This window comes from Streptomyces sp. NPDC001351 (genome assembly GCF_042896045.1).
Taxonomy (GTDB): Bacteria; Actinomycetota; Actinomycetes; order Streptomycetales; family Streptomycetaceae; genus Streptomyces.
Genome location: NZ_JBIAWS010000001.1, coordinates 526,352 through 550,831 on the forward strand (window position 1 = coordinate 526,352; position 24,480 = coordinate 550,831).

20 protein-coding genes are annotated in these 24,480 nt (G+C 71.3%); 11 read left to right on the forward strand and 9 right to left on the reverse strand.

The annotated features are described in order from the left end of the window. Window positions 1-70 precede the first annotated feature (70 nt). Window positions 71-1,597, forward strand: a complete 1,527-nt coding sequence (locus ACFY1U_RS02415) for an FAD-dependent oxidoreductase (protein ID WP_390692270.1) — start codon at window positions 71-73, stop codon at window positions 1,595-1,597. An 84-nt stretch (window positions 1,598-1,681) separates the two neighbouring features. Here the strand turns inward: ACFY1U_RS02415 and ACFY1U_RS02420 are convergent, their stop codons facing one another. The 3 genes from ACFY1U_RS02420 to ACFY1U_RS02430 all read right to left on the reverse strand — a co-directional run bounded on the left by ACFY1U_RS02420 (window position 1,682) and on the right by ACFY1U_RS02430 (window position 4,881). Beyond that, window positions 1,682-1,978, reverse strand: a complete 297-nt coding sequence (locus ACFY1U_RS02420; RefSeq protein WP_390692271.1) for a muconolactone Delta-isomerase family protein — start codon at window positions 1,976-1,978, stop codon at window positions 1,682-1,684. 71 nt (window positions 1,979-2,049) lie between these two features. Further along, window positions 2,050-3,342, reverse strand: a complete 1,293-nt coding sequence (locus ACFY1U_RS02425) for an activator-dependent family glycosyltransferase (RefSeq protein WP_390692272.1) — start codon at window positions 3,340-3,342, stop codon at window positions 2,050-2,052. Between the two features lie 99 nt (window positions 3,343-3,441). After that, complete coding sequence (locus tag ACFY1U_RS02430) at window positions 3,442-4,881, reverse strand: DHA2 family efflux MFS transporter permease subunit (protein ID WP_390692273.1); 1,440 nt, start codon at window positions 4,879-4,881, stop codon at window positions 3,442-3,444. 329 nt (window positions 4,882-5,210) lie between these two features. On the opposite strand from ACFY1U_RS02430, the gene ACFY1U_RS02435 reads away from it, so the two are divergent. From ACFY1U_RS02435 to ACFY1U_RS02450, 4 genes are all read left to right on the forward strand, one after another. Continuing rightward, the gene (locus tag ACFY1U_RS02435; RefSeq protein WP_390692274.1) at window positions 5,211-6,404 is read left to right on the forward strand and encodes a hypothetical protein; all 1,194 of its coding nucleotides are present in this window, start codon (window positions 5,211-5,213) and stop codon (window positions 6,402-6,404) included. An 83-nt stretch (window positions 6,405-6,487) separates the two neighbouring features. Further along, window positions 6,488-9,493 carry a DEAD/DEAH box helicase gene (locus ACFY1U_RS02440; protein ID WP_390692275.1) on the forward strand — a complete coding sequence of 1,002 codons (3,006 nt, stop codon included), beginning with the start codon at window positions 6,488-6,490 and terminating at the stop codon, window positions 9,491-9,493. Next, the gene (locus ACFY1U_RS02445) at window positions 9,490-10,308 is read left to right on the forward strand and encodes an SWIM zinc finger family protein (protein WP_390692276.1); all 819 of its coding nucleotides are present in this window, start codon (window positions 9,490-9,492) and stop codon (window positions 10,306-10,308) included. Before ACFY1U_RS02440 ends, ACFY1U_RS02445 begins: the two co-directional genes overlap by 4 nt. Before the next feature lie 108 nt (window positions 10,309-10,416). Continuing rightward, window positions 10,417-10,713, forward strand: coding sequence for an antibiotic biosynthesis monooxygenase family protein (locus ACFY1U_RS02450; protein ID WP_390692277.1), 297 nt, complete (start codon window positions 10,417-10,419; stop codon window positions 10,711-10,713). Window positions 10,714-10,758: 45 nt separating this feature from the next. Here the strand turns inward: ACFY1U_RS02450 and ACFY1U_RS02455 are convergent, their stop codons facing one another. From ACFY1U_RS02455 to ACFY1U_RS02470, 4 genes are all read right to left on the reverse strand, one after another. Next, entirely contained in the window at window positions 10,759-11,562 is an 804-nt protein-coding gene (locus ACFY1U_RS02455) for a BTAD domain-containing putative transcriptional regulator (protein WP_390692278.1), read from the reverse strand. A gap of 233 nt (window positions 11,563-11,795) precedes the next feature. Beyond that, complete coding sequence (locus tag ACFY1U_RS02460; protein WP_390692279.1) at window positions 11,796-13,487, reverse strand: MDR family MFS transporter; 1,692 nt, start codon at window positions 13,485-13,487, stop codon at window positions 11,796-11,798. Between the two features lie 176 nt (window positions 13,488-13,663). Next, window positions 13,664-14,236 (reverse strand): YbhB/YbcL family Raf kinase inhibitor-like protein, encoded by a 573-nt coding sequence (locus tag ACFY1U_RS02465; RefSeq protein WP_390692280.1) that lies wholly within the window; start codon window positions 14,234-14,236, stop codon window positions 13,664-13,666. Window positions 14,237-14,257: 21 nt separating this feature from the next. Continuing rightward, a complete protein-coding gene (locus ACFY1U_RS02470) occupies window positions 14,258-15,145 on the reverse strand; it encodes an alpha/beta hydrolase family esterase (protein ID WP_390692281.1) in 888 nt (295 codons plus the stop codon). A 397-nt stretch (window positions 15,146-15,542) separates the two neighbouring features. Between ACFY1U_RS02470 and ACFY1U_RS02475 the strand changes: the two genes are divergently transcribed. The 5 genes from ACFY1U_RS02475 to ACFY1U_RS02495 are packed head-to-tail and all read left to right on the forward strand — an operon-like array spanning window position 15,543 to window position 20,965. Further along, a complete protein-coding gene (locus ACFY1U_RS02475; RefSeq protein WP_390692282.1) occupies window positions 15,543-16,685 on the forward strand; it encodes a CaiB/BaiF CoA transferase family protein in 1,143 nt (380 codons plus the stop codon). Further along, a complete protein-coding gene (locus tag ACFY1U_RS02480) occupies window positions 16,682-17,560 on the forward strand; it encodes an HpcH/HpaI aldolase/citrate lyase family protein (protein ID WP_390692283.1) in 879 nt (292 codons plus the stop codon). The genes ACFY1U_RS02475 and ACFY1U_RS02480 overlap by 4 nt, the downstream gene beginning before the upstream one ends. Beyond that, window positions 17,557-18,432: a cyclase family protein gene (locus tag ACFY1U_RS02485; protein WP_390692284.1), complete on the forward strand. Its 876-nt coding sequence runs from the start codon at window positions 17,557-17,559 to the stop codon at window positions 18,430-18,432. Before ACFY1U_RS02480 ends, ACFY1U_RS02485 begins: the two co-directional genes overlap by 4 nt. After that, a complete protein-coding gene (locus ACFY1U_RS02490; protein ID WP_390692285.1) occupies window positions 18,429-19,862 on the forward strand; it encodes an MmgE/PrpD family protein in 1,434 nt (477 codons plus the stop codon). The genes ACFY1U_RS02485 and ACFY1U_RS02490 overlap by 4 nt, the downstream gene beginning before the upstream one ends. Beyond that, window positions 19,859-20,965 (forward strand): phenazine antibiotic biosynthesis protein, encoded by a 1,107-nt coding sequence (locus ACFY1U_RS02495; RefSeq protein ID WP_390692286.1) that lies wholly within the window; start codon window positions 19,859-19,861, stop codon window positions 20,963-20,965. The genes ACFY1U_RS02490 and ACFY1U_RS02495 overlap by 4 nt, the downstream gene beginning before the upstream one ends. A 66-nt stretch (window positions 20,966-21,031) precedes the next feature. Here the strand turns inward: ACFY1U_RS02495 and ACFY1U_RS02500 are convergent, their stop codons facing one another. Next, entirely contained in the window at window positions 21,032-22,381 is a 1,350-nt protein-coding gene (locus ACFY1U_RS02500) for a carboxylesterase family protein (protein ID WP_390692287.1), read from the reverse strand. Window positions 22,382-22,764: 383 nt separating this feature from the next. Here ACFY1U_RS02500 and ACFY1U_RS02505 point away from each other — a divergent pair, with 383 nt between their 5' ends. Continuing rightward, complete coding sequence (locus ACFY1U_RS02505) at window positions 22,765-23,916, forward strand: sensor histidine kinase (protein WP_390692288.1); 1,152 nt, start codon at window positions 22,765-22,767, stop codon at window positions 23,914-23,916. On the opposite strand, the gene ACFY1U_RS02510 is transcribed toward ACFY1U_RS02505, so the two are convergent. Beyond that, the gene (locus tag ACFY1U_RS02510) at window positions 23,804-24,454 is read right to left on the reverse strand and encodes a DNA-binding response regulator (RefSeq protein ID WP_390692289.1); all 651 of its coding nucleotides are present in this window, start codon (window positions 24,452-24,454) and stop codon (window positions 23,804-23,806) included. The genes ACFY1U_RS02505 and ACFY1U_RS02510 overlap by 113 nt on opposite strands. Between the last annotated feature and the right edge of the window lie 26 nt (window positions 24,455-24,480).

Consider the following 24,480-nt stretch of genomic DNA (forward strand, 5'->3'; position numbering starts at 1 on the left):
GGCGAACGTGTGGGGTGTGCGGGGCAGCAGGCCCGGCGAGGGCCGGTCCTACGGAGGGAAGAAGGACGAGATGAGCGATGGCGCGCGGCACCGGCCGGCGCTGGGCCCCGTGGCGGTCGGCCCCGACGACCCCCGCTACGCCGACCTGGTCAACGGTGTCAACCACCGTTTCACCGGCACTCCCGAGCACATCCGCGTCGTCGGTGGCGCCGAGCAGACCGTCCGTGCGGTGCAGGACGCCGTCGACGCCGGTCTGCGCATCGCCGTGCGCAGCGGCGGGCACTGTCTGGAGGACTTCGTCGACGGGCCGGACACCCGGTTCCTCATCGACATGTCCCAGATGGACGCGGTGTGTTACGACCCCGCCATGGGCGCGTTCGCCGTCGAGCCGGGCGTCCAGCTCGGGGCGCTCTACCGCGCCCTGTACAAGGGCTGGGGCGTCACCATCCCCGGCGGCTCCTGCCCCACGGTCGGCGCCGGCGGCCACATCCTCGGTGGTGGATACGGCCCGCTGACCCGTCTGCACGGCTGTGTGGTCGACTATCTCCACGCGGTGGAGGTGGTGGTCGTCGACGCCTCCGGCACCGCCCGCACCGTGGTCGCGAGCCGCGACGACGAGGGGCCCCTGCGGGATCTGTGGTGGGCCCACACCGGAGGCGGCGGCGGCAACTTCGGCGTCGTCACCCGCTACTGGCTGCGGGCGCCGGACGCCGAGCCCGGCGCCGAGCCCGGCGCGCTGCTCCCGCGCCCGCCGGCCACCGTCCTGGACAGCCTGGTGACATGGTCGTGGCAGGAGATGACCGGCGAGCGCTTCCGGCGGCTGATGCGGAACCACGCCGCGTGGCACGAGCGCAACAGCGCTCCCGGCTCTCCCTACGCGAGCCTGTTCAGCGTGCTGGGCGTGATGCACAGCGCGTCCGGCGTCATCATCATGAGCACCCAGATGGACGCCACCGTGCCGCACGCCGAGAAGCTGCTGCACAGCTACACCGACGCGCTCTCCGAGGGAGTCGGCCCACGACCCGCGCACACCGTGCGGACCCGGCCCTGGCTCCAGTCGATGCTCCAGCCCACCCTGCCCGACACGGTGACCGGCATGCGCTCCAAAGGCAAGGCCGCCTATCTGCTCAAGGGTTACGACGACGGCCAACTCGACGTGCTGCACCAGGCGTTGACCGACTCGGAGTACGGCCACCCCGGCGCCGGCGTGCTGTTCATGTCGTACGGCGGACGCGTGGCCGAGGTGCCGCCGCACGCCACCGCGACGGCGCAGCGCGGTGCCGTGATGAAGGCGTTCTACGTGGCTCTGTGGCAGGACCCGGCGGAGGACGCCACACACCTGGCCTGGACACGGCAGCTGTACCGGGACGTGTACGCGCGGACCGGCGGCGTGCCCGTACCCGGCGGACAGAGCGACGGCACGTACATCAACTACCCGGATGCCGACCTGGCCGACCCCGAGTGGAACAAGTCGTCCGTGCCCTGGCACACGCTCTACTACAAGGACAACTACCCCCGGCTCCAGCGGGCCAAGGCGCACTGGGACCCGCGGGACGTCTTCCGGCACGCGCTGTCCGTGCGGCTGCCGGACGCCTGACCCGTCCGGCCGCCGGCCGCAGAAGGGGACTGCCCGGTGCGCGCATGCTGCGGCACCGGGCAGTCCCCTTCTGCGTTCTCCGGCTCACGTCCGCGTGTACGAGGTCGAGTCGAAGGCGCCCGGCTCGGCGAGCGGGACGACCTCGAACGAGAGGTGCGGGCTCATCGGGTTGTCGTAGAGGTGGGTCAGCAGTTCCTCGTGCGAGGCCACGTCGTAGACGAGCAGCCCGCCGGCGGCGCCCACGCGGACCCAGCTGTGCCGGATCACGCCGCGCTCGACGAGCTTGCGGGTGTACGCGAAGCCCTCCGGCAGCCGCGCCCGGAACTCATCGGCGCTGATGCCCGAGGGGGCCTGGGTGGCGAGAACGGCGAAGAGGGCCATGGCTGTTCGTCCTCCTGAGATCGTCCTGGACAAGCCGGGGGGGGGTGGGCAGGGGGGAAGCGGATGCGCGGTCACGCGGCGGCCACTGGGTGCTGTGCGGCCATCCGTTCCAGAACGGGCACGATCGCGTGGGGGGTGGGCTCGGCCGTCATCTCGTCGCGCAGTGCCTGCGCGCCCTTGGCGAACGACGGCTCGTGCAGCAGCCGGTCGAGCGCCGAACGCAGTCCGGCCGGGTCCAGCTCGGCGGGCGGGACGAACACTCCGGCGCCCAGCTCCTGGGTGCGGCGGGCCCGGTGGACGTTGTCCCACATCGAGGCCAGCACGAGCTGCGGTACGCCGTGCGCCGCCGCGGTCGCCCAGGTGCCGGCCCCGCCGTGGTGCACGATCGCCGCGCAGGTCGGCAGCAGGACGTGCAGCGATGCGAAGTCGACCACCCGGATGTTGTCGGACACGGTGGTCAGCCGCGCACGCTCGGCGTCGTCGAGGATCGCGACGATCTCGGCGTCGAGGTCGGCCACGGCCGCGAAGAAGTCCTCGGCGGAGACGGCGCGCCCGTCGGGGGAGTCGATGGTGCGCACGCTCAGGCCCTTGGTCAGGCAGATCCGCGGCCGGTCGGGCGCGGTACGCAGCCAGGACGGCACAGTGGCGGGCACCGGGCCGTTGTACGGGACGTACCGCATGGGCACGGTGTGCGGCCCGGCCGCCAGCCGCATGCTCGCCGGCATCTGGTCGATGCTCCACCGGCCGGTGATGGTCTCCTCGGTGAACTCCAGGCCGTAGCGGCCCAGTTGGCCCGAGAGCCAGTGCCGCACCGGGTCGGCCCCGGGCGTGCGGACGGCATCCACGCCGTCGCGGGCGTGATGGCCGAGCAGCGCCTGACGCATGTGCAGGAAGAGGTCGGGGCCCCACAGCAGCCGCGCGTGCGGGACTCCGGTGACCTGCGCGGCGACGGCGCCGGCGAAGGTGAACGTCTCCCAGATGATCAGGTCCGGCCGCCAGGCGCGGCAGAATCCGACGAGCTCGTCGATCGTCTCCTCGTCGTTGATCCGCGAGTAGAAGGCCGACGTCATCAGCTCGTTGCTCGTGCGCAGGAACTCCGCGTCCACCGGTCCGTCCGGGGTGCCCATGAGGTCGCGGCCCTCGTGGTGGGCGTAGATCCGCGGGCCCGCCTCGGCCATGACCTGGGCGAGCCGCGGGTCCCGGCCGACCGGAACGGCGGTGAGCCCGGCAGTGGTGATGCTGCCGGTCAGCGGAGGCTGGGCGGCCACCCGCACTTCGTGTCCCGCTGTGCGCAGCGCCCACGCCAGCGGGACGCAGCCGTTGAAGTGGGCGTCCAGGGCGGGCGCCGCTATCAGTACGCGCATGGGTGCCTCTCCGGCCGGGGTTGACGTGGCCCGCCCAGGCTGGCCCGCGGTGCTCGAAGATGCCTGGAACCTCGCTGTGCCGTGGTGCGGACGGACCGCTCAGGCCCGTGCCGGATCCGTGTCCTGCCCCTCCTGCGCGGGGCCGGGCAGCGGCTCGCCCTGCTGCCTGCCCGGCAGGACGAGCAGGGCCAGGACGACCGTCGCCGCCGCGAAGCAGGTGGCCGCCGTGAAGCCCCGCTCGACACCGCTGGTGAGGAGGTGATCGGCGTCGGACCCGCGGGGGGCGTCCCGCTCGCCCTGGCCGAAGACGGTGACCAGGATGGCGAGGCCGAGTGAACCACCCACCTGCTGCAGGGAGTTGAGCACACTGGAGGCGGCCCCGGACTCCTCGGGCGGCACGCCGGAGACGGCGAGCACGGTGAGCGGAATGGTGGAGAAGGCGATACCGCAGCCGTAGACGAGCAGCGCGGGCAGCACGCCCACGAGGTAGCCGCTGCCCGGATCGATCCGCGAGAGCCACAGGTTGGCGAGGGTGATGAGTCCGGCGCCGAAGACGATCAGGGGCTTGCCACCGAACCTCGCGAAGGCCTTGATGACCACTTTCGCCAGCGGCACGACCACGGCCGTGACAGGCAGGAAGCACAGACCGGCTTCCAGCGGTGTGAAGTGGAAGACCTGCTGCACGTACCGGGAAAGGAAGAACAGCATGCCGATCATGCTGCCCTGGACGAGCAGCACCGCCACGTACGAGCCGGCCCGGGTGCGCCCGCTGAACAGGCTCAGCCGCACGACGGGCTGCCGGGACCGGGACTCGACGACCAGGAACACCGGGAGCAGCACGACGGCCGCGGCGCACGAGACCAGGGTGGCCGTGGCACCCCAGCCGTGGTCCGAGGCGTTGATCACGCCGTACACCAGGGCGGCCATGCCGAGGGTCGAGGTGAGCGCCCCCGCCAGGTCGAAGCGGCCCGGCTGCCGGGGCGTCTCGTCGATGAGCAGCGGTGTGAACACGAGCACGAGGACGCCGATCGGCACGTTGACGAACAGCACCCAGCGCCAGGACGCGACGTCCGTCAGGACGCCGCCCAGGATCAGGCCGAGTGCCGCGCCCGCACCGCCGATGACGGAGTACACGCCGATCGCCCGGGCCCGCCGGGGCCCCTCCTCGAAGATGGAGACGATGAGCGCGAGGGTGCTCGGCGAGGCCATGGCGGCGCCGACGCCCTGGAGCGCGCGGGCCGCGAGCAGCCACCAGCCCTCGGTCGCCAGGCCGCCGAGCAGCGAGGCCACGGTGAAGACGGCCACCCCGGTGAGGAACATCCTGCGGCGCCCCAGGATGTCCCCGGCCCTGCCGCCCAGCAGCAGCAGTCCGCCGAAGGCGAGCGCATAGGCGTTGATGACCCACGACATGGAACTCGTGGTCAACCCCAGGCTCCCCGCCATGTCCGGCAGCGCGATCTGGACGATCATCAGGTCCAGGACCAGCATCAGCTGGCAGACCACGATGACTGCCAGGGCCGGACCGGTGCGAGCCGACATACCTTCTCCTCATGATGGCGCCGAATACGCGGAATACGCGTGGATCGCCGGGGACCGTACACCAATTCCGAGATCGCTTCACATGAGCGGCGGCGGCTTGACAGAATGCCCTTTTACTGGTCTCGGAATTATCGAGAAAGGGGATTTGACTTTTCCTCGGATATCGTGTCCTGCGGTGCCCGGCAGGTGGCCCGGAAAAGGTGGAGCGCTTTCCGCGCGGAGCTGCCACCGCAGGTCGAGCCTGCCTCGACCCGCCGCTCCTAACGTCGGCCCCGCCCGTCCGCGCCGGCGGAACGGGCCCCTGTCCACACGGCACCGAAGGAGCGCCCATGTCGGCGGAAGTCGCACGTGAACCGGAAAACATCCTCATCGGCCTCGCCGACCGCCCGGACACCGAGGCCGCCGCAGGGCTGGCGGAGCTCGGCGCCGCCCGCTGCGCCGGGACCCTGCTGCGCGAACTGGCCTTGCGCGCCGCCCTGTTCCCGGAGCCCGCCGACAAGACGACGGTGAAGGTGAGCCTGCGCCTGGGCGGCGAACTGCTCGGCTACGGGGTCACACTGGGCGGCGGCGTCGCCGAGGTGACGCAGAGCGCGCCGCAAGGGGCCCTCGCGAGCCTCTCCCAGGACCTCGTCGAACTGCTGCGCGCGGTGTACGGGGCGCCGGGCCGGCACACGGCGACCCTGGAGCTGCACGTGGCCGACCCGGACCGGCCCCTCCTCGACCCGGCCGACCCGGCCCACGCCGAGCGGGCGGCCGCCGTCACCGCGCTGCACCAGCTGGCCGCGGCGATCGGCCGCCCGGCCCGCTCCCTCGACGAACTCGCGGTGCGCTTCGGCTCCGACAAGTGGGGCGGACACTGGTACACCCCGCACTACGACCGCTACTTCGCCCCGCTGCGGGAGCGCCCGGTGACCCTGCTGGAGATCGGCATCGGCGGCTACGACGCACCCGACCAGGGCGGCGCCTCCCTGCGCATGTGGAAGCACTACTTCCCGCGCGGCACGGTCTACGGCCTGGACATCCACGAGAAGCACGGCATCGCCGAGCCGCGCCTGGTGCCGCTGCGCGGGGACCAGGGAGACGTGCCGTACCTGGAGGGACTGGCGGGGGACATCGGCCCCTTCGACATCGTCATCGACGACGGCAGCCACCTCAACCACCACGTCCTGACGTCCTTCCGGACCCTCTTCCCGCACGTGCGGCCCGGTGGCCTCTACGTGATCGAGGACGTCCAGACCGCCTACTGGCCGGGCTGGGGCGGCAACGACACCGACCTCAACGACCCGGGCACCTCCATGGGCCTGGTCAAGGGCCTCCTGGACGGGCTGAACCACCAGGAGCGCCGGCCGGCCGCCGACGAGACGGGCCTCTCGTACACCGACCGCAACATCAGCGGGGTCCACGTCCATCACAATCTGGTCGTGATCGAAAAAGCGGTCAACCGTGAACAGGGAGCGCCTTCCTGGGTGCCTCGCGATGTCGATCCGGAAAGCTGGTACACCGATGCGGCGCGGAACAATTAGAGCACTGTGAAATCGGGGTATCTCTCGGGGTATCCTGCACAGCGCTTTTCCGAATCCACGATTTCGAGGAGACAGGACCGCTTATGGGACGCCCCGAGGTTCCCGGTCAGTTACAGGCGACGTTCGTGCCGGACGCCGAGGTGCCCGGGAAGGGGCGGATGGCCTTCTGGGGGACGCCGGACCCGGTGGCGCACGCGGCGGCCCTCGGACTGCGCGTGCCGCTTGCCGGGCCCGGGGCCGGACTGCCCGTGGTGCTGCCCGCCGGTGACCTGCTGGTCGGCGCGGAGGTGCCCGCGCTGCTGGTACCCCTCGGCGAGGCGCTGGCCGCTCTCGCGGGCCTTCCCTCCGCGGACCCGTCGTCCGGCGGGCCACGGCTCGGAGCGTCCGTGCACGCCTGGGCCGTCGCCGCGAAGCTCGCGCTGGAGCACGTCGTCGCGGGACACCTGACCCCCGTGCTGTCTCCCGGCAAGGAGGGCCACGCGTACGCGCACTGGCGCGCCGACCGCGGCGGCGACCCGCGGCTGGCCGCTCTCGCCGAGGTGCTGCCGGCCGCCGCGCACGCCCTGCGGATCCCCGCGGACGGCACCGGCACGCAGGACGGTGCCGAGGACGTGCGGGTCTGTGCCCCGCACGAACTGCTCGGCGCCTTCTGCGACGCCGTCGCCGACTTCTGCGCCCGCGCCGCGGCCGACGACGGCGCGCCCGGCGCCCGGCCGCACGCGACGGCGGCCGTCCGCACCGGCGACTGGCCGGACGCCTGGCTGGAAGCCCTCACCGGCGGGGCGGAATCGGCCGTTGTCACGGCGTCCGGTGCACCCCCGGCCGAGCGGCTCACCGCCTGGGCGGGATCCGCCGCCGGAGAGCACGTCCCGGTACGGCTGTGCCTGCGGCTCGGGCTGCCCGCCGGACCGGACGCTCCGTGGCCGCTGACGTTCCACCTCCAGACGGTGGACGAGCCGGCGCTGCTGGTGCCCGCCCAGCGTGTGTGGACCACGCAGTCCGCCACGCTCACGCTCGGCAGCGGTGTCCTGGACCGGCCGCAGGACGTCCTCGCCGAAGGGCTCGCCCTGGCGGCGCGCACCTTCCGACCCGTCGCCGGCGCGCTGTCCCTGAGCCATCCCGTCCAGGCCATGCTCACCCCGTACGAGACCGCCGAACTGCTCGGCGACGGCGGAACCGCGCTGCGGACGGCCGGGATCGAGGTGCTCGTCCCCGACGGGCTGGACGAGCCGGGCAACGTGCTCGGCCCGCGCCTGCGTGTGGGGTCCCGCCGCGGCGGCAGGCCCGCGGACAGGAAGAACACGAAGAAGACAGGCCCGCACGGCCGTACGGTCACCTACCGGTGGGAGGCCGTCGTCGGGGACGAGACACTGACCTCCGACGAGGTCGCCGCCCTGGCCGAACGCGGAGAACCCCTCGCCCCGTGGCGCGACCGGTGGGTGCGGCTCGACTGCACACGGATCGACGAACTCGCCGCACTCGTCGGCAGCAGCGGACGGCTGTCCATGGCGGAGGCACTGTCCGTCGTCCTGTGCGGCCGCCACCACACCGAGGAGTTCGGCGAGGTGCCGGCGCTGGCCGACGGCTCCGTCGCGGAACTGGTCACCGCGCTCCGCGAGTTGGGCAACGGCGGCGAACCCGAGCTGACCGGGGTGCGCGCGGAGCTGCGGGACTACCAGCGGCGCGGTGTGGCCTGGCTGCAGAGCCTGACCGGGCTCGGGTTCGGGGCGCTGCTCGCCGACGACATGGGCCTCGGCAAAACCCTCCAGACCATCGCGCTGATCGCGAGCCGCACCGGCGAACTCCCCAACCTCGTGGTCTGTCCCACCTCCGTGATGAGCAACTGGGAGCGGGAACTCGCCCGGTTCGCACCCGGGCTGAGCGTGCGCCGGCACCACGGTCCCCGGCGCGCCGTCTCCGCGGACGACTTCCAGCCCGGCGACGTGGTCGTCACCAGCTACGCCCTGCTGCGCCTGGACGCCGAACTGCTCACGTCCCTCGACTGGAACCTCGTCGTCCTCGACGAGGCACAGCAGATCAAGAACCACGCCGCGCAGACGGCCCGCGCCGCCGCCCGGCTCGCCGCGCGGCAACGCGTCGCGCTGACCGGTACCCCGGTGGAGAACCGGCTCTCCGAGCTCTGGTCGATCATGAATTTCACCAACCCGGGTCTGCTCGGCTCGCACCGCCGCTTCAAGGAGCGCTTCGCCGACCCGATCGAACGCGAAGGGGAGACCGAAGCCGCCGAGCGGCTGCGTGCCGTCATCGGTCCCTTCGTGCTGCGCCGGCTCAAGAGCGCGGTGGTGGACGAACTGCCGCCGAAACTGGAGTCGACGGTTGCCTGCAACCTGACCGCGGAGCAGGCCACGCTCTACCGGTCCGCGGTGGCGGCGGCCTTCGACACCGACGGCGGGCTCGGCACCGGCCTCCGACGGCACGGCAACGTACTGCGCCTGCTCACCGAGCTCAAGCAGATCTGCAACCATCCCGTCCAGTACCTGCGCCGGGGTGAACAGACCGGTGAGGAGCGGCTCGCGGGACGCTCCGGCAAGCTCGCCCGGGCCACCGAGATGCTCTCCGAGGCGGTGGCCGCGGGGGACCGCGTGCTGGTCTTCACCCAGTACCGGGTCATGGGCGAACTGCTGAGCCGTCATCTGGTCGCGGAACTCGGCCTGGACCACGTGCCCTTCCTGCACGGCGGCACCCGGGTCGAGGAGCGTGACCGCATGGTCGAGGCCTTCCAGCACGACGAGACGGCGTCCCCGGTCCTCGTCATCAGCCTCAAAGCGGGCGGCTTCGGCCTCAACCTCACCCGGGCCGCGCACGTCCTGCACTACGACCGCTGGTGGAACCCCGCCGTCGAGCAACAGGCCACCGACCGCGCCCACCGTCTCGGCCAGACCAGAACCGTCCATGTGCACAAGCTGGTCACGGCGGACACCTTCGAGGAGCGCATCGACGCGCTGCTGGAGAGCAAGCGCTCGCTGGCGGACGCGGTCGTCGGCACGAGCGAGACCTGGCTCTCCGAACTCGACGACGCAGCCCTCCGTGACCTTGTCCAACTCGCAGATTCAGGAGTCGACGAGTGAGCCCGGCAGCAACCCGTACCCGGTCCGACGGCGGCAGGCAGCGCCCGGCGGCCACCGGATCCACCGCATGGAGCAGGCGCTGGATCCGCGCCCTGGAATCGCTCGGCGCCACCTATCCCAACACCCGGCTGCCACGCGGCCGTTCGCTCGCGCGCAACGGAGCCGTACAGGGCCTCGCGGTCCGGCCCGGCGAAGTCACGGCGAGGGTGGAACAGGCCAAGGGCGCCTGGCAGGTGACCCTCACCCTGCCGGTGTTCTCCGACGACCAGTGGGCTGCGGGCGTCCGCGCCCTGGCCGGGCAGCTCCAGCACGCGGCGAGCCTGCTGGAGGGCCGTATGCCGGAGAACATCGACGAGACCCTGGGCCGGGCGGGGCTCGCCGCCTTCCCGCGCCGTGGCGAGCTCTCCTCGCGGTGCGACTGCCGGGACAACGGCAACCCGTGCGTGCACGGCGCCGCCGTGCACTACACCTTCGCCGACGCGTTGCAGAACAACCCCTTCCTGCTGCTGGCCCTGCGCGGCCGCAGCCGACAGGAACTGCTCGCCGAACTGCGCGCGGCCCGCGCCGGTCGTGGCCCGCGCGACACCGCCGGCAGGCCCGGGGTACCGGTGGCCGAACTGCCCTCCGGGGAAGCCTTCTTCGCCGGCGGCGACCTCTCCGCCGTACCGCTGCACTCGCAGGAGCCGGCCGACCCCGCACGTCAGCTGCGCCGTCTGGGCCCGCCGCCCGGCTGCACGACGGCCCATGCGGAGCTGCTGGCCGCCGTCGTCGAGAAGGCCGCGGCGTACGCGCAGCGGCTGGAGCAGGGGGCGTAGGGGATGTCGGGCTTCGAGCGTTCGTCGAGCGGCCGGGGACAGGATCGGCGGCATGACCCGCCGGACAGACCCTGACTGCCCCGGGACCGACGTGGAGAGGCCGTATCGATGATCACGTTCGTCAACCGTTTCGAAGTGCACGGCTCCGTCGACGAGTTCGAGCGGGCCTTCGACGCCACCTCGGCGTTCTTCGCCGCCCGGCCGGGATTCCTGGGGCACCGCATGCTCCGCGCCGCCGACCTGCCGGGGCGGTATGTCAACGTCGCCGAGTGGGAGAGCCGCGAGCACTTCGAACGGGCGCTGGCGCACCCGGAGTTCCTGCCGCACGCCAAGGCCCTGCGCGCGCTCGCCACCAGCGACCCGAACCTGTACACCACGGTTCTCGAACGAACCGCCCCGAAGTGACGTGTGCCGGTGTCCCGCGGCACGGTTCGGGCCGCGGGACACCGGTCAGTCCACGACGAAGGGCGACGGTGCCCGCAACGCCCCGGGCGACTCGCCGTTCAGGACCGCCTGGTGCATGCGCTGGAGCCGGGGGCTCGGCTCCACACCGAGTTCCCTGCGCAGGTAGCCGCGCAGCCGGCGGAACTCCTCCATCGCCCGCCAGGTGTTGCCCGAGCAGTGGAAGGCGGTCATCAGCTGGGCGCACAGGTTCTCGTTCAACGGGTGCCGTGCCGTGAGGACGCGCAGCTCGGCGATGAGGGACGAGTACCGGCCGAGCCGCAGATCGGCCTCGATGCGCTGCTCCAGCACCTGCATACGGGACTCCTCCATGCTGATGGCCTCGAGCTCCAGCACCACCCCGCGCGGCACGTCTCCCAGCGCCGGTCCGCGCCACAGGCCCAGCGCCCTGCGGAGCAGGTCGGCCGCCGTGCGGGGATCACCGGCCTCCAGGGCGGCACTTCCCCGCTGCGCCAGGTCCTGGAACTCGGCCGAGTCATGGCTCTCCACGCCCGGTGTCAGACGGTAGCCGCCGAAGGAGGTGGCGAGGACGTCCTTGGGCGTGAGGGGGGAGTCCGGAGCCAGGGTGGCGGCGATCTGACGGCGCAACTGCAGAATGTACGTCTGGAGCGTGGTGGCGGCACTGCGGGGCACCGCGTTCCCCCAGACTTCCTCCATCAGCGTGCTCACGGGTACGGTGTGGCCTGCCCGCAGCGCGAGCATCGCGAGGACCTGACGCGGTTTTCCAGCGGTGGGGACGATGGATGAGCGGTTGTGGTCGATGGACAGCGGTCCCAGGACCCCTATCTTCACGAGTACTCTCCGATCCTGCTGGTTGATGCGTATACCAGGAGCGTTTCACCTCAACATCCCGAACCCCAGAGCATCGGGCACCAATGCCGTGTGAATCCCGCACCGTCGGCATGTGAGTTCCTCACCTCCCGGGGTCACGCGCCGTAGGGCGTACGAACGGCCGCAGGGCCGGGCTCTCACGAGAGCCCGGCCCTGCGGCCGTTCGAGTGGGGCGGGGTGCCGTGCGGTGGGTGTCAGGCCTCGCCCTTGGCCGCCGCTCGCTCCTTCGCGGCCTCCTGGGCGCCGGCCTTGGCGCGCAGTGCCACCGGTTTCCAGAAGACCAGGAGGAGGAGGCCGACGGCGGCGAGAGCGGCCGAGACGAGGAAGACGGTGCTCATCGACTCGGCGAACGCCTGCCTGAGCGGATACGAGACGGAACGGGGCAGCGTCTGCAGCGAGGAGGTGTTGTGCACGACCTCCCGCGCCGCCCCGGTGTTCCCGGAGTTCAGGGCCGAGATCAGCTGCCGGGCTGCCTGGTCGTGGGTGTTCTGCGCCGCCTGGGCGACCTCCCGCCGGTAGGCGGGCTGACGGAGCGCCGAGTCCACGTGCCGCGCGATGGCCGACGGCGTCAGCGCGAACCACACGGAGAGGAGGACCGCGACGCCGGCGGTGCCGCCGATCTGCCGGAAGAACGTGGCCGCCGCCGTGGAGATGCCCAGGTCCCGGGCGGGCAGGATGTTCTGCATCACCAGGGTGATCGGTTGGCTGAAACAGCCGATGCCGAGGCCGAACGCGAACGTCACCGGCAGCAGGGCCGGCAGGCTCTCCGTCCCCGACAGGACGTACAGGAGAAACATGCTGAGCACGGTGAGAACCGCGGAGACGATCGAGTGGATCCGGTACGTGCCCGTGCGGGAGATGATCTGACCCGAGGTCAGCGCCCCGGCGATGGTCCCGGCGATCATCGGCAGGAGCAGCACGCCGGCGTGCGTGGGGCCGGCGCCGAGCACCACCTGGAAGTACTGCGGCACCAGGCTGAACAGACCGAGGACGAGCGCGCCGAGGATGAAGGCCAGCACGGTGCCCTGGGAGAACCGCAGGTTCCGGAAGACCCGCAGCGGCAGCAGCGCACTCGTGTCCATCCACTTCTCGACCCACAGGAACAGCAGGGTGCCCACACCGAACACCACGAAGCAGGCGACGGACCGGCCCGAACCCCAGCCCCACTCCTGGCCGAACTGGGCGACGACGAGCATCGGGGTCAGCGCGACGGTGAGAACCACACCGCCGATCCAGTCGATGCGCACGCCCGCGCGGCGCGCGTGCTGGATGTTCAGGACCCGGTACACGACGAGCAGGGTCACCAGACCGAGCGGCACATTGATCAGGAACGCCCAGCGCCAGCCGGTGATGCCGGCGATGCTCTGCGAGTTCGACAGGAAGCCGCCGATGAGCGGACCGATGACGCTGGAGCCGGTGAACACGGCCAGGAAGTAGCCCTGGTACCGGGCGCGTTCGCGGGGCGCGACGATCTCGCCGAGGATCGTGAACGCCAGCACGCTCAGACCGCCGGCGCCGATGCCCTGCACGGCGCGGAAGGCCGCGAGCTCGTACATCGACGTCGCGCAGGCGCAGGCGGTCGAGCCGATCATGAAGACGGAGACGGCGAACAGATACGACGGTTTGCGCCCGAAGAGGTCGGACAGCTTGCCGTACAACGGCGTGACGATGGTCGAGGTGACCAGGTAGGCGGTGGTGACCCAGGCCTGCTGGGAATAGCCGCCGAAGTCGTCGGCTATGACACGGATCGAGGTCGCGACGACCGTCTGTTCCATCGCGATCAGGAAGATGCCCATGAGCAGCCCGGACACGATGTACAGGATCTGCCGATGGGTCAGTGCCGCCGGTGGTGACTCGGGTTTCTGGGCGAGGGTGCGGTCAGCCATGGTGCGTACTCTCTTCTGGTCGATCCCGGTGGAACGCGCACGGAAGTCGGCCGTCGGGCGGCTCCGCCCGACGCCGGCGTCGTCGTCGATCCCTTCCGTTCACCGAGGGCGCGAGAGATCCGGACCGGTGAACGGCTGCCGAGTGCGCCGTGCGGCGGCTGCCTCGGCGCAGCAGGTCACACGCGCTCGTAGAAGCCGTCGAGGCGACCGCGCGCGAGTACGTCCCCCGCGGCGGCCAGCACGGCCCGCGGCTTGGCGGAGTCCGGCACGGTGCCGCTCTTGCCGATCGTCAGCGGCTTGCCCAGGGCGAACAGCTGGAAGGCGTAACGGTGCGGGCCGTGGCCCTTGATCGGCGCCGGTCCGAGGTAGCCGCGGCGCGAGCCCGAACTGAGCAGCCGTACGCCGTCCGCGGGGGTCTCGGCGTCCAGGCCGCCCTGGGGGAGACCGGTCAGGGACGGGTCGAGCAGGGCGATGCCGTGGTTGTACGGATACGCGGTCGGTGCGTCGGGGTCCTCGATGACCAGCAGCAGCTGCGCCGTCCCCGCGGGTGCCGCCTCCCAGGTCAGCGCCGGTGACAGATCCTGGCCGCCGAGGCGCTTGCCGGCGTGCAGGGTCGGGATCGTCGCCTCGTGCGGGAAATCGGGGCTGCTCAGCTTCAGCGTGTTCTCGCCGGCCAGGTTCGGCGCGTTCCAGGCGAGCCCCTCGTCCCCGGCCCGCTTGTTTTTCAGCAACTTCCCCATCACTGCCATGAGTTACTCCCTGTGGTGGTGTTATCGGATACGTCCCAGCCGCCGAGTGGCGGCGGGGGCGAGCAGGGGTTCGGCGAAGCGGCATATCTCCTCGGCCCCGTCGAACTCCTGCGTGGTCGGTTCGTCCCAGTCATCGCTGAGGGGCGCGCCGGGCCAGTTGTGGCCGCCGCCGAACACTGTCCAGGCGACGACCTGGGTGCCGCCGACACCGCCCTCGGTGGTGACGCGGCTGGAGAGGTCCGTGGTGCGCGTGCTGTCCCTTCCGGGCGGGCACCGGTTCGTGGCACGCCAGTGCTCGGCCGTCTCCTCCAACGACAGCGTTCGGCCGCGCAGTTGGCCCCGTAACCCGCGGCGCCGGGAGTACCCGGAGCCGATCGGTGTGATCGTGTCGGCGGTGCCGTGGATGAGCATCGCCGACACGGCGTGCGTCGGCCGCCTGTCGAGCAGGGCCGCGGGAAGCCCGCCGGCGATGGCCGCCACGACGGCCACCTGGTCGCTCGCCTCCAGCGCCAGCCGGTGGGCCATGAACGCGCCGTTGGAGATGCCCGCCACGACGGCCTGGTCGTCCGGTGTGCCGTACCGCTCTGCGGACCAGTCGATGATCGCGCGGATGAAGGCCACGTCGTCCACCCCGGCGATGTCGGCGCTCGTCACGCCGCGGCCGTCCGCCCAGCACCCGCCGAGGCCGTCCGGATAGGCGACCGCGAAGCCCCAGGCGTCGGCCTGCTGGTCGAAGGTCGTCCACTCGCGCATGATCTGCCCGGTGACGTTCCACTGGTGGCCGTGCAGCACGAGGACCAGGGGCATCGGCCGGTCGTCGGGCGCCGCGCGCGGCAGCCGGACCGCGAAGTCGCGGTGCCTCCCGCCGATCCTCAGCTGCCCGGCGACCAGCTCGCCATCACCTGACATGTGCGCTCATACCTCCAGATTTCGGCCGTCGGACGGCGTGGTGCGGTGATGTCGAGTGGAGTCGGGACGGAACACGACCTGCCCGCGGTCGGTGTGTCCGGGTCCGGCGGGCGGGCGGCGGCACCGGTTTCGGGGGGTGCCGCGGGGTCAGGACTCGATCCTTATACACCGGAAGCGCGACGCCTCGCACAGAAACATTACGGACAAATCGCGTTAAATATCCCCTAGTTGCGGCACGATCCGTCCGAGGGGCCCGAGTGGCCCGGGGTGCGACCGTCGCGAGCCCGCTCGATACATCCTCGAGCATCCCCATAGCCGGCACCACAAGGATCGGCCCCACTGGACCATGTCCTTCGCCGGGTCGAAAGGGTGATCTGTGACGGATACGCGACTTCCGTTGGCCGACATCAGAGTCATCGACGTGTCCACTCTGCTCGCCGGGCCGTTCGCCGCCCGGCTGCTGGCCGACTACGGCGCCGAGGTGATCAAGGTCGAGCACCCGTCGGGAGACCCGTTCCGCAGGTTCGGCCGGTCGAGAGACGGCGTTCCGCTGTGGTGGAAGGTCTTCAACCGCAACAAGAAGAGCGTGGTGCTCGACCTCTCCGACAGCGAGGACGCGGCACGGTTCCGGGAGTTGGCGGCCGGCGCCGATGTCGTCATCGAGAACTTCCGGCCGGGCACGCTGGAACGCTGGGGCCTGGGCCCGGAGGTGCTCGCCGAGGCCAACCCGCGGCTGGTGGTCACCCGGGTCACGGCGTTCGGCCAGGACGGGCCCTACCGGAGCAAACCGGGATTCGGCACGCTCGCCGAGGCGATGAGCGGCTATGCGGCCATGTCCGGTGAGCCGGACGGACCGCCCCTGCTCCCGCCGTTTCCGCTGGGTGACGCCGTCGCCGGCCTGCACGCGGCCTGCGCCACCCTGATCGCACTGCACGCCGCCGACCGGCTGGGCCACGGCCAGACCGCCGACATCGCGATCACCGAGACGCTGATCAGCTCCCTGGGCGCCCAGCTCACCGAGTACGACCAGCTCGGTGTCAAGCCCGCCCGGCTGGGCAACCGCTCCAACAACAACGCCCCGCGGGGTGTCTACCGGTGCCGGGACGGCCGGTGGGTGGCGGTGTCGGCGCCGGCGCTGTCGGTGGCCGAGCGGGTCATGCGGCTGGTGGGGCGGCCCGAGTTGTGCGACGAGCCGTGGTTCGCCCAGAGCGCCGGCCGCGCACGGCACCGGGAGATCATCGACGAGGCGGTCCGGTGCTGGGTCTCGGCGTACGACCGCGACACCGTGCTGGCCGAGTTCGAGCGGGCCGAGGCGGCGGTGGCGCCGATCTACGAGGTCGACGACATCGCGGAGGACCCGCAGTTCAGGGCGCGTTCGCTGCTCGCCCGGGTGCCCGACGCCGACTTGGGCACGGTGACCATGCCGACGGTGCCCTTCCGGCTGTCACGCACGCCCGGCAGCATCCGGTGGGCCGGCCCGCGCCTCGGCGAACACACCGAGGAGTTGCTCGCCCGCTCACGGAAGGAGGCGGGCGCGTGAGCGAATCCCAGGTGGAGTACCCCGTCTACCGGAGCTGTCTGTACGTACCGGGCCACCACCCCGACCGGATCAGGCGGGCGTACGAGTCCGAGGCGGACGCCGTGATCATCGACCTCGAGGACGCCGTTCCGGTGTCGCACAAGCCGCTGGCCCGGGAGACGGCCGCCGCGTTCACCTCGGGGCACACTCCCAAACCGACCTTCGTCCGCCTGAACTCGATGCGTTCGACGCTGTGCGAGCAGGACGTGGCGGAGGTCGCGGGCGTCGGTCTCGCCGGCGTGCGGCTGGCGAAGACCGAGTGGCCCGGGGAGGTCCAGCGGGTGGCGGAGCTGCTGCACCAGGCGGGCAGCCCGGCCGTCATCCATGTGCTCATCGAGACGGCCTGCGGTCTGGAGAACGCCTTCCAGCTCGCCACCGCCTCCCCCTCGGTCGGCATGCTGGGGCTCGGCGAGTCCGATCTGCGGGCCGATCTGTACGCCGACATGGACGGCGCCACCATGGACGCCACCCGGACCCGGGTGATCATCGCCTCCCGGGCCGCCGGCCTGCCGAACCCGCTGCAGAGCGTGTTCCCCGACCCGCGGAACCCGGAGGGACTGCTCACCACGAGCATCCACGGCAAACGGCTCGGCTTCATCGGACGTATGGCCATTCACCCGTCGCAGGTGCCGGTCATCCACCGCGTCTACACCCCGCAACCGCACGAGATCGAGGAGGCGATGGAGATCTGCGCAGCAGCCGCGCTCGCCAAGGAACAGAACCGGTCAATCGTGATCAACAGCAAGGGAAAGATGGTCGGACCGCCCGCGGTCGCCAACGCACAGCAGACCCTTCGGCTGGCCAACGCCCTGGACCTGGTGGGAAACGCGACGTGACACGGATTTCGGATGTGACCGAGGCGGCGGACGCGGCAGGCGAGTCGCGGCGGACCGGCGACCCGCTCCTGGCGGCGGTGGCGGCCGGCGTCGAGACGATCGACCTCGCCCAGCCGCTCGCGGTTGGAATGCCCTGCTCGCCGAACCATCCGGGCTTTCGCATGGTGCTCTCGCGCCGCCACGGGGACATGATCCGCGAGGACGGCGGATCCGCGGCCAACGAGGTGATCGTGACCGGCGGCCACGTCGGCACCCACATCGACGCGCTCGCCCATGTGTCCCAGGACGGCCTGCTGCACGGGGGCCTGGACGCGGCGCAGGCCCAGACCGGCGGCGCCTTCACGGTCCACGGCATCGACGCCCTCCGGCCACGGCTGTGCCACGGCGTTCTCCTGGACGTGGCGAAGCTGCACGGTGTGGAGCGCCTCCCGGGCGGCTACGGGATCACCGCCGAGGACCTGGCCGCGGCCGCGGAACAGTCGGGGACACGCCCGCGGCCGGGCGGGGTCTGCCTGGTCAACACCGGCTGGAGCACGCTCTGGTCGGATCCGCGGCGCTATCTCGGCCATGACTCCGGGGTGCCCGGTGTCACCCCGGACGGGGCCCGCTGGCTGGCCCGGCACGAGATCGTCGCGGCCGGCGCGGACACCTCCGCGTTCGAACAGGTGCATCCGGGCCGCGGCCACGCCACGCTGCCGGTGCACCGGATCCTGCTCGTCGAACACGGCACGCACATCATCGAGCACCTGCGGCTCGGTGAACTCGCCGCCCGCGGCCTGGCGGAGTTCGCCTTCGTCCTGGCACCGCTGAACATCGTCGGCGCGACCGGCTCACCGCTGCGCCCGCTCGCTCTCGTGAGCGGTGACCGATGAGCGGCGACAACCGGGGCCTCATCGAGGAGGTGGCCGACTTCGCCGGGCACGCGGCGCGGCACGGCCTGCCGGCGCAGCGGCGGGAGACGGCCGTGCGCGCCGTGCTCGACACCGTCGGCGTCATGGCGCTGGGCTCGGCGCAGCCCGTCCTCCAGACCGTGCTCGCCGTGACCCGCCAGTGGGGAGCGCTGCCCGAGGCCACCGCGCTCGGCCACCAGGAGCGCCTGCCCGGGGCATCGGCCGCCTTCGTCAACGGCACCCTCGCGCACTGCATGGACTACGACGACACGCATCTGCCGTCGGTGCTGCACCCCAGTGCCTCGGTCGTGCCCACCGCGCTGGCCGTCGCCGAGGCCGCCGGTACCGACGGCCCCCGCCTGCTGGACGCCGTCGCGGTGGGCACCGAGGTGAGCATCCGGCTGGGCATGGCCGGATACGACGAGGACCGACGCAACTCGATCTTCTTCGACCGCGGCCAGCACGCGACGAGCATCTGCGGCGCCGTGGGATCGGCCGTGACGGCGGCGATGGTGCTGTCCGGCGACGCGGCCACGATCGCCGCCGCCGGGAGCATCGCGGCCAGCATGTCCAGCGGGCTGATCGAGGCCAACCGGACCGGTGGCACGGTCAAGCGGATCCAGACCGGATGGGCGGCTCACTGCGGAGTGACCGCGGCCCAGCTTGCGGTCGCCGGACTCACCGGGCCGCCCACCGTGCTCGAAGGACGCTTCGGCTTCTTCCGGGCGTTCTGCGGCGAGCGCGCCCGGCCGGAGCGGGTCACCGCAGGGCTCGGCGACCACTGGCACTCCGACCAGCTGCATGTCAAGCCGTACCCGTGCAACCACTTCACGCACACCGTCATCGACGCCGCGGTCGAGCTGCGGCGCCGGGGCGTACGGCCCGCCGAGGTGCTCAGCGTCGAACTGGGCGTCGCGGAACCGGTGTTGCGGACCATCGCCGAACCCGCCGCCGACAAGGCCGCCCCCACGACCGGGTACGCGGCGGCGTTCTCCGGCCCCTACGCCTTCGCGGCCGCCCTGGTCGGCGGCGGCGGTCTCGGCGCCCATGTCGAGGACTTCACCGACGCCGCGGTCCGCCGTACCGAGGTGCTCGACCTGGCCGGCAAGGTGCGGTGCCACGCCGACCCCGAATGCACCAGGATCTTCCCCGACCAGCTTCCGTCCAGGGTCACCGCGCACCTCGCGGACGGCCGGACGGAACAGGTGTCCTGCCTCAGCAACAGGGGCGGACCGGGCCGGCCGCTGACCGACGCCGAGCTGGACCTGAAGTTCTCGCTCAACGCCCGGACCTGCTACGACCCCGCGACCGCGGCCTCGATCAGTCAGGAGATCCGCCGCCTGATCACGGCCCCGGACGTCCGACCGACCATGAAACTGCTCAGAACGCATCACTCCGGAGGTATCTCGTGACCGGCCTCAGCGCGGACCCGAAATGGGCGGTACTGGACCCCGCCGTCCATCCGACCGACCCCGACGCCTACCTCAAGGCTGCCCTCGAATGGCACTTCGGCGCCGAGACCGGGTCCCCCTTCTGGCTGCGCCGGGCCGAGAAGCTCGACTTCGACCCACTGCGTGACGTGCGCGGATACGCGGATCTGGCGCTGTTCCCCAACGTCGTCGACGAACTGCGGCACGTGGCCGTGGAGGACCTGATCCCTCGCGGGTACGGGCCCAACCCCCCGATGCCGAAGGTCTTCGAGACCGGCGGCACCACCGGCGCGCCGAAGCGGGTCATCCTGATGCCGGACTGGATCGACGCCGCGCTGGACCGGATGCTCACCGGCCCGGTGTTCGCCGGACGGGAACCGGCCAACATCCTGGTGGCAGCGCCGACCGGGCCGCACAAGATCGGCTCTCAGTACGACTGGGTCGTCGCGCGGCAGAACACGGTCAAGTTCGCCATCGACATCGACCCGCGCTGGGTCAAGAAGCTGATCAGCAAGGGCAAGGACGACGAGGTCAAGGCGTACGTCGAGCATGTCCTGGACCAGATCGAGCATGTGCTGGAGAGCCAGCACGTGGGCATGCTGGTGACCACCCCTCCGCTGCTGCGCGCCTGCGCGGGCCGCCCGCGGCTCGTCGAGCTGATCAACTCCAAGATCGAGGTGGTCTTCTGGGGCGGGGCGCACATGACGGTGGACGAGCGGTTCCAGCTCGCCTACGAGCACTTCCCGAACGTCCGGATGATCAGCAGGTACAACAGCGCGCTGATCCTGGAGGGCGCGCGGGAACGCGAAGGGCTCAGCCCCGACACCGACATCACCTACGACCCGCGCAGCCCAGTGGTGACCTTCCGGGTGGTCGACCCGGAGACAGGGCAGCCCGTCGCGTACGGCGAGCGCGGGCAGGTCGTGATGAACCACATCAGCAAGGGCATGTTCCTGCCCAACAACCTGGAACGGGACAGCGCCGTCCGGGTCGAGGGCCGCCCGGGTCAGATCGGTGACTCGGTGGCCGGTCCGAAGCCCGTCGACACATTCGGCGGCGAACGCGTCATCGAGGGCATCTACTGAGCCACGGCCTGCTCCAACGCCCCGTCGGGGCGAAGGCGTTCACGCCCTCGCCCCGACGGGGCCCTCTCACGGCTCGATCCGGTGCACGGTGGGCTGCGCGGGCGACCAGGGCGCCCAGCCCGGCCGCCCGTCCCTCGCCAGCCCCATCAGCGCGGCCTGCTGCTGGGCGCCCACCGCGCGGTCGACCTCGGTGCCCTCCGTGCCCTGCGGGTCGATGAACAGGGTCGGCTGGTCGACCCCGTGCACCGCCTTTCCGGCGAACAGCGGGTTCTGGGCGATCGGCGAGACGGTGGGGCTGTAGTCGTACATCTGCCACCAGCCCGGGCCGCCGGCCTGGTGCGCCGCGGTGAGCAGGCGTTCGGCCGGCTCGTAGTAGAGCTTCTCGGTGAGGAACTCCACCTTCTTGTCGTGGTCCGCGTCGGGATCCGGACCGCGGTGCTGTGCGTACATCGTGTCGACCGTGTCCGGGGAGAAGATGTCGTACGCCCGTGCCTCGTCCGCGGTGACCGACAGCAGCAGGGGCACGTCCGCCATGAGCCCGGCGCCGACGGACTCCAGCGGCGGCCGCGGCACGACCGTACCGTCGACGAACGGCTCGTAGTGCACGCGTCCGTCCTTCTTGAGGAGCTTGCGGTGGATGTGCCGGATCCCCACGTTCGGTACGGCGGCGAGCGCCGACGGAGTACCCGCCAGCGAGCCCGCAGCGTCCATGAACCGCTCCGCCCGGCGCTTCACCTCGTCACCGGTCACCAGGGCTTCGGCGTTTCCGCTGTAGAGGGCCGCCTTGTGGAACAGGCCGCGGGCCGCCGGCGTGCCCAGCAGCGTGCCCACGTCGGAGCCTCCCGAGGACACACCGAAGACGCACACATTGCCCGGATCCCCGCCGAACCGGGCGACGTTCTCCCGGATCCAGCGCAGCAGCAGGATCTGGTCGAGGACGGGCAGGTTGGCACTGTCGGAGAAGTCCGGGTCGAGGTCGCCGAGATACAGCCAACCCCAGGGACCGAGGCGGTAGTTGGCGGTGACAATGACTGCATCATGTCGGGCGGCGTAGACCCAGGCGTCCATGGAGGGCGAGCTGCCGCTGCCGTATACATGGGCACCGGGGTGCAGCCAGACCAGGACCGGCCGGGAGCCTCCGTCGGCGGCCGGTGACCAGATGTTGAGGTTGAGGCAGTCCTCCTGCTCGACCGCGTCGTCGTGCACCACCTGCCACGACATCCCGGAGTAGATGGGCACCTGCCAGCTGATCGGCCCCCACCGGGTCGCCTCCACACGGGAACCGGGCTCGGCCCGGACCGCGGGGCGGAACCGCCGCTCGATCCGTCCGTACGGCACACCGCGCCAGTTCGGCACATCACGGTCCAGGAAACCCCGGACCGGTCCCGACGTCGTCTCAACCACCAAGTCGTTCATCGTCCGGTGCTCCTCAGGATCGACTGTGCCGGCTGGGCACGGCTGCCCGGCAGATGCTCACAGGGCACCCTCGACTCCCGCTCAAGAGCTCACCCCACCGCCGTACGAGCGCTGCCGACAGGGGACGGAAAGCCCGGGTTCACCGCACGGAAACGCTGCTCGGACCGGCTTCCAAGCCGCCGGCCACCAAGCATCCACCTGGCCGCGCACACGAGCGACCGGTTCACGCCATCCTGCCCGGCCCGGCCGTACTGCCCCCGTTGAAGTGTGGACGGACGGCTCCTAAGCTCGTGCTCAGTGCAACACTGACGGGGCTGACGGGGGCATAACGGGTGTTAGGGGTACGTCGCGAGGCAACAGGGTGGCTGTACTGGATCCTCGGCATGGCCACGGTCCAGTGCGGTATCGGGCTCATCGGCCTGTTCGTCATGCTGGACGTCGAGTCGAGACCGCACGTCGTCCCATGGTTCGTGTTCCTGCCCGTGATCGTCGCTCTGCAGACGCTGCACAGCTCGCCCGTCGGCCAGCGGCTCGGGCCTCGCCGGGGCGTGTGGACCATCGGGCTCCAGGCGCTGCTGACCTATCTGCCGCCGCTCGCCTTCGGTGTGCAGTGGCCCGGCATGGCCGGCTTCGTCGCGGCCTGCGCGCTCGTCGTCCTGCGCGGCCCGCTCGGCAACGTTGTCTTCGCCGCCAACGTGGCGGGCGCCTGGGCGCTGGGCCGGGCCAGCGGCCTGTCGTACGGCGAGACCACGTGTGTCACCGCCGTCACCGTGGTCATCGGGCTCGGCGTCGCGGCCCTGATCCGGCTGACCTGGCGGCAGGTCCGGATCAGCCGCATGGAGTCCGGCATCGTACGTGGAGCGGCGCAGGACGAGAGGGTGCGTATCGCGCGCGACCTGCACGACCTCCTGGCCTCTCGCCTCACCACCGTCACCCTCCGCGCGGAGATGGTCGACCGGTACGTCGGTGTGCAGGACGACCGCGCGCGTACCGAGCTGCGGCAGATGATGGGGCTGACCCGCGAAGTGCTCCGCGACGTACGGTCGTTGGCTCATGAGTGCTGGGATCTGAGCCTGAGGGAGGAGCTGGACAACGTCTGCCGCGTCCTGGACGGCGTCGGCATCGAGGTCTCGGTGGTGGGCGACACGGATGTCGCCGACGGCGAGGCCGGGCTCCTGCTGGCGGTGACGCTCCGCGAGGCCATGGCCAACCTGCTACGGCACAGCGAGGCGACCCACTGCCGCATCACCTTCCGCGCCGACGACGAGCGGATCGAGCTCTGCGTCCGCAACGACGGAGTGGGCAAGGCCGCCCGACGCATCGGCAAGGTCAGCGGCCTCGGTCTCGGCAACCTGGCCATCCGCGCCGCCGCGCTGGGCGGTTCGTGCACCGCATCGGTCTCCCGCGACGGTTGGTTCTCGCTCACCGTCGCGTGTCCGACAGATGCGACGCGGAAGCGGACGAGCCCAGCAGCCACCCCGCTTCACGGGCAATGCGGACCGCGTCCAGCCGACCGCGTGCCCCGAGCTTCATGACACAACGGCTCAGGTAGTTGCGGACCGTTCCGTGCGACAGCTGTGTCGCCTCCGCGACGCCGGCGACGTCCATTCCCTCCGAGGCCCGGGCGAGGACCTCGGTCTCCCGCGGCGTGAGCGGGTTGCTGCGGGCCTGCCATGCGGCGAGCAGCAGCTCCGGCGCGATGACCCGCTGTGCCGCCGCCACCCTGCGGATCGCCGTGGCCAGGGCCCCGGGTGGGGCGTCCTTCAGCAGATAGCCGGCGACTCCCTGATCCAGGGCCTGGCGCACCGTGCCCGGATGGTCGAGGCTGGTGAGGAGCAGGGAACGGCACTGCGGAAGGCATTCCTGCAGCCGCCCGGCCACCTCGAGTCCGTTGATGTCGGGCAGGTTGACGTCCAACACCGCCACGTCCGGCCGGTGTTCACGCGCAAGCGCTACCACCTGGTGCCCCTCACCGGTGTCAGCGACGACCTGGATGCCCTTCTCAGCGCTCAGCAGGGAGATGAGAGCTCCCCGTATTAAGTGTTCGTCCTCGGCGATCAGAACGCGTATCACTGTTTCCCCCTTTGCCAGGCCGTTCG

What these genes read in the sequence shown, in the direction of transcription:
- ACFY1U_RS02425 (WP_390692272.1), bottom strand. Translation starts at nt 3,342, where the DNA reads ATGCGCGTACTGATAGCGGCGCCCGCCCTGGACGCCCACTTCAACGGC.
- ACFY1U_RS02490 (WP_390692285.1), top strand. Translation starts at nt 18,429, where the DNA reads ATGAGCGGCGACAACCGGGGCCTCATCGAGGAGGTGGCCGACTTCGCC.
- ACFY1U_RS02465 (WP_390692280.1), bottom strand. Translation starts at nt 14,236, where the DNA reads ATGGCAGTGATGGGGAAGTTGCTGAAAAACAAGCGGGCCGGGGACGAG.
- ACFY1U_RS02450 (WP_390692277.1), top strand. Translation starts at nt 10,417, where the DNA reads ATGATCACGTTCGTCAACCGTTTCGAAGTGCACGGCTCCGTCGACGAG.
- ACFY1U_RS02420 (WP_390692271.1), bottom strand. Translation starts at nt 1,978, where the DNA reads ATGGCCCTCTTCGCCGTTCTCGCCACCCAGGCCCCCTCGGGCATCAGC.
- ACFY1U_RS02500 (WP_390692287.1), bottom strand. Translation starts at nt 22,381, where the DNA reads ATGAACGACTTGGTGGTTGAGACGACGTCGGGACCGGTCCGGGGTTTC.
- ACFY1U_RS02505 (WP_390692288.1), top strand. Translation starts at nt 22,765, where the DNA reads ATGGCCACGGTCCAGTGCGGTATCGGGCTCATCGGCCTGTTCGTCATG.
- ACFY1U_RS02470 (WP_390692281.1), bottom strand. Translation starts at nt 15,145, where the DNA reads ATGTCAGGTGATGGCGAGCTGGTCGCCGGGCAGCTGAGGATCGGCGGG.
- ACFY1U_RS02435 (WP_390692274.1), top strand. Translation starts at nt 5,211, where the DNA reads ATGTCGGCGGAAGTCGCACGTGAACCGGAAAACATCCTCATCGGCCTC.
- ACFY1U_RS02440 (WP_390692275.1), top strand. Translation starts at nt 6,488, where the DNA reads ATGGGACGCCCCGAGGTTCCCGGTCAGTTACAGGCGACGTTCGTGCCG.
- ACFY1U_RS02415 (WP_390692270.1), top strand. Translation starts at nt 71, where the DNA reads ATGAGCGATGGCGCGCGGCACCGGCCGGCGCTGGGCCCCGTGGCGGTC.
- ACFY1U_RS02460 (WP_390692279.1), bottom strand. Translation starts at nt 13,487, where the DNA reads ATGGCTGACCGCACCCTCGCCCAGAAACCCGAGTCACCACCGGCGGCA.
- ACFY1U_RS02430 (WP_390692273.1), bottom strand. Translation starts at nt 4,881, where the DNA reads ATGTCGGCTCGCACCGGTCCGGCCCTGGCAGTCATCGTGGTCTGCCAG.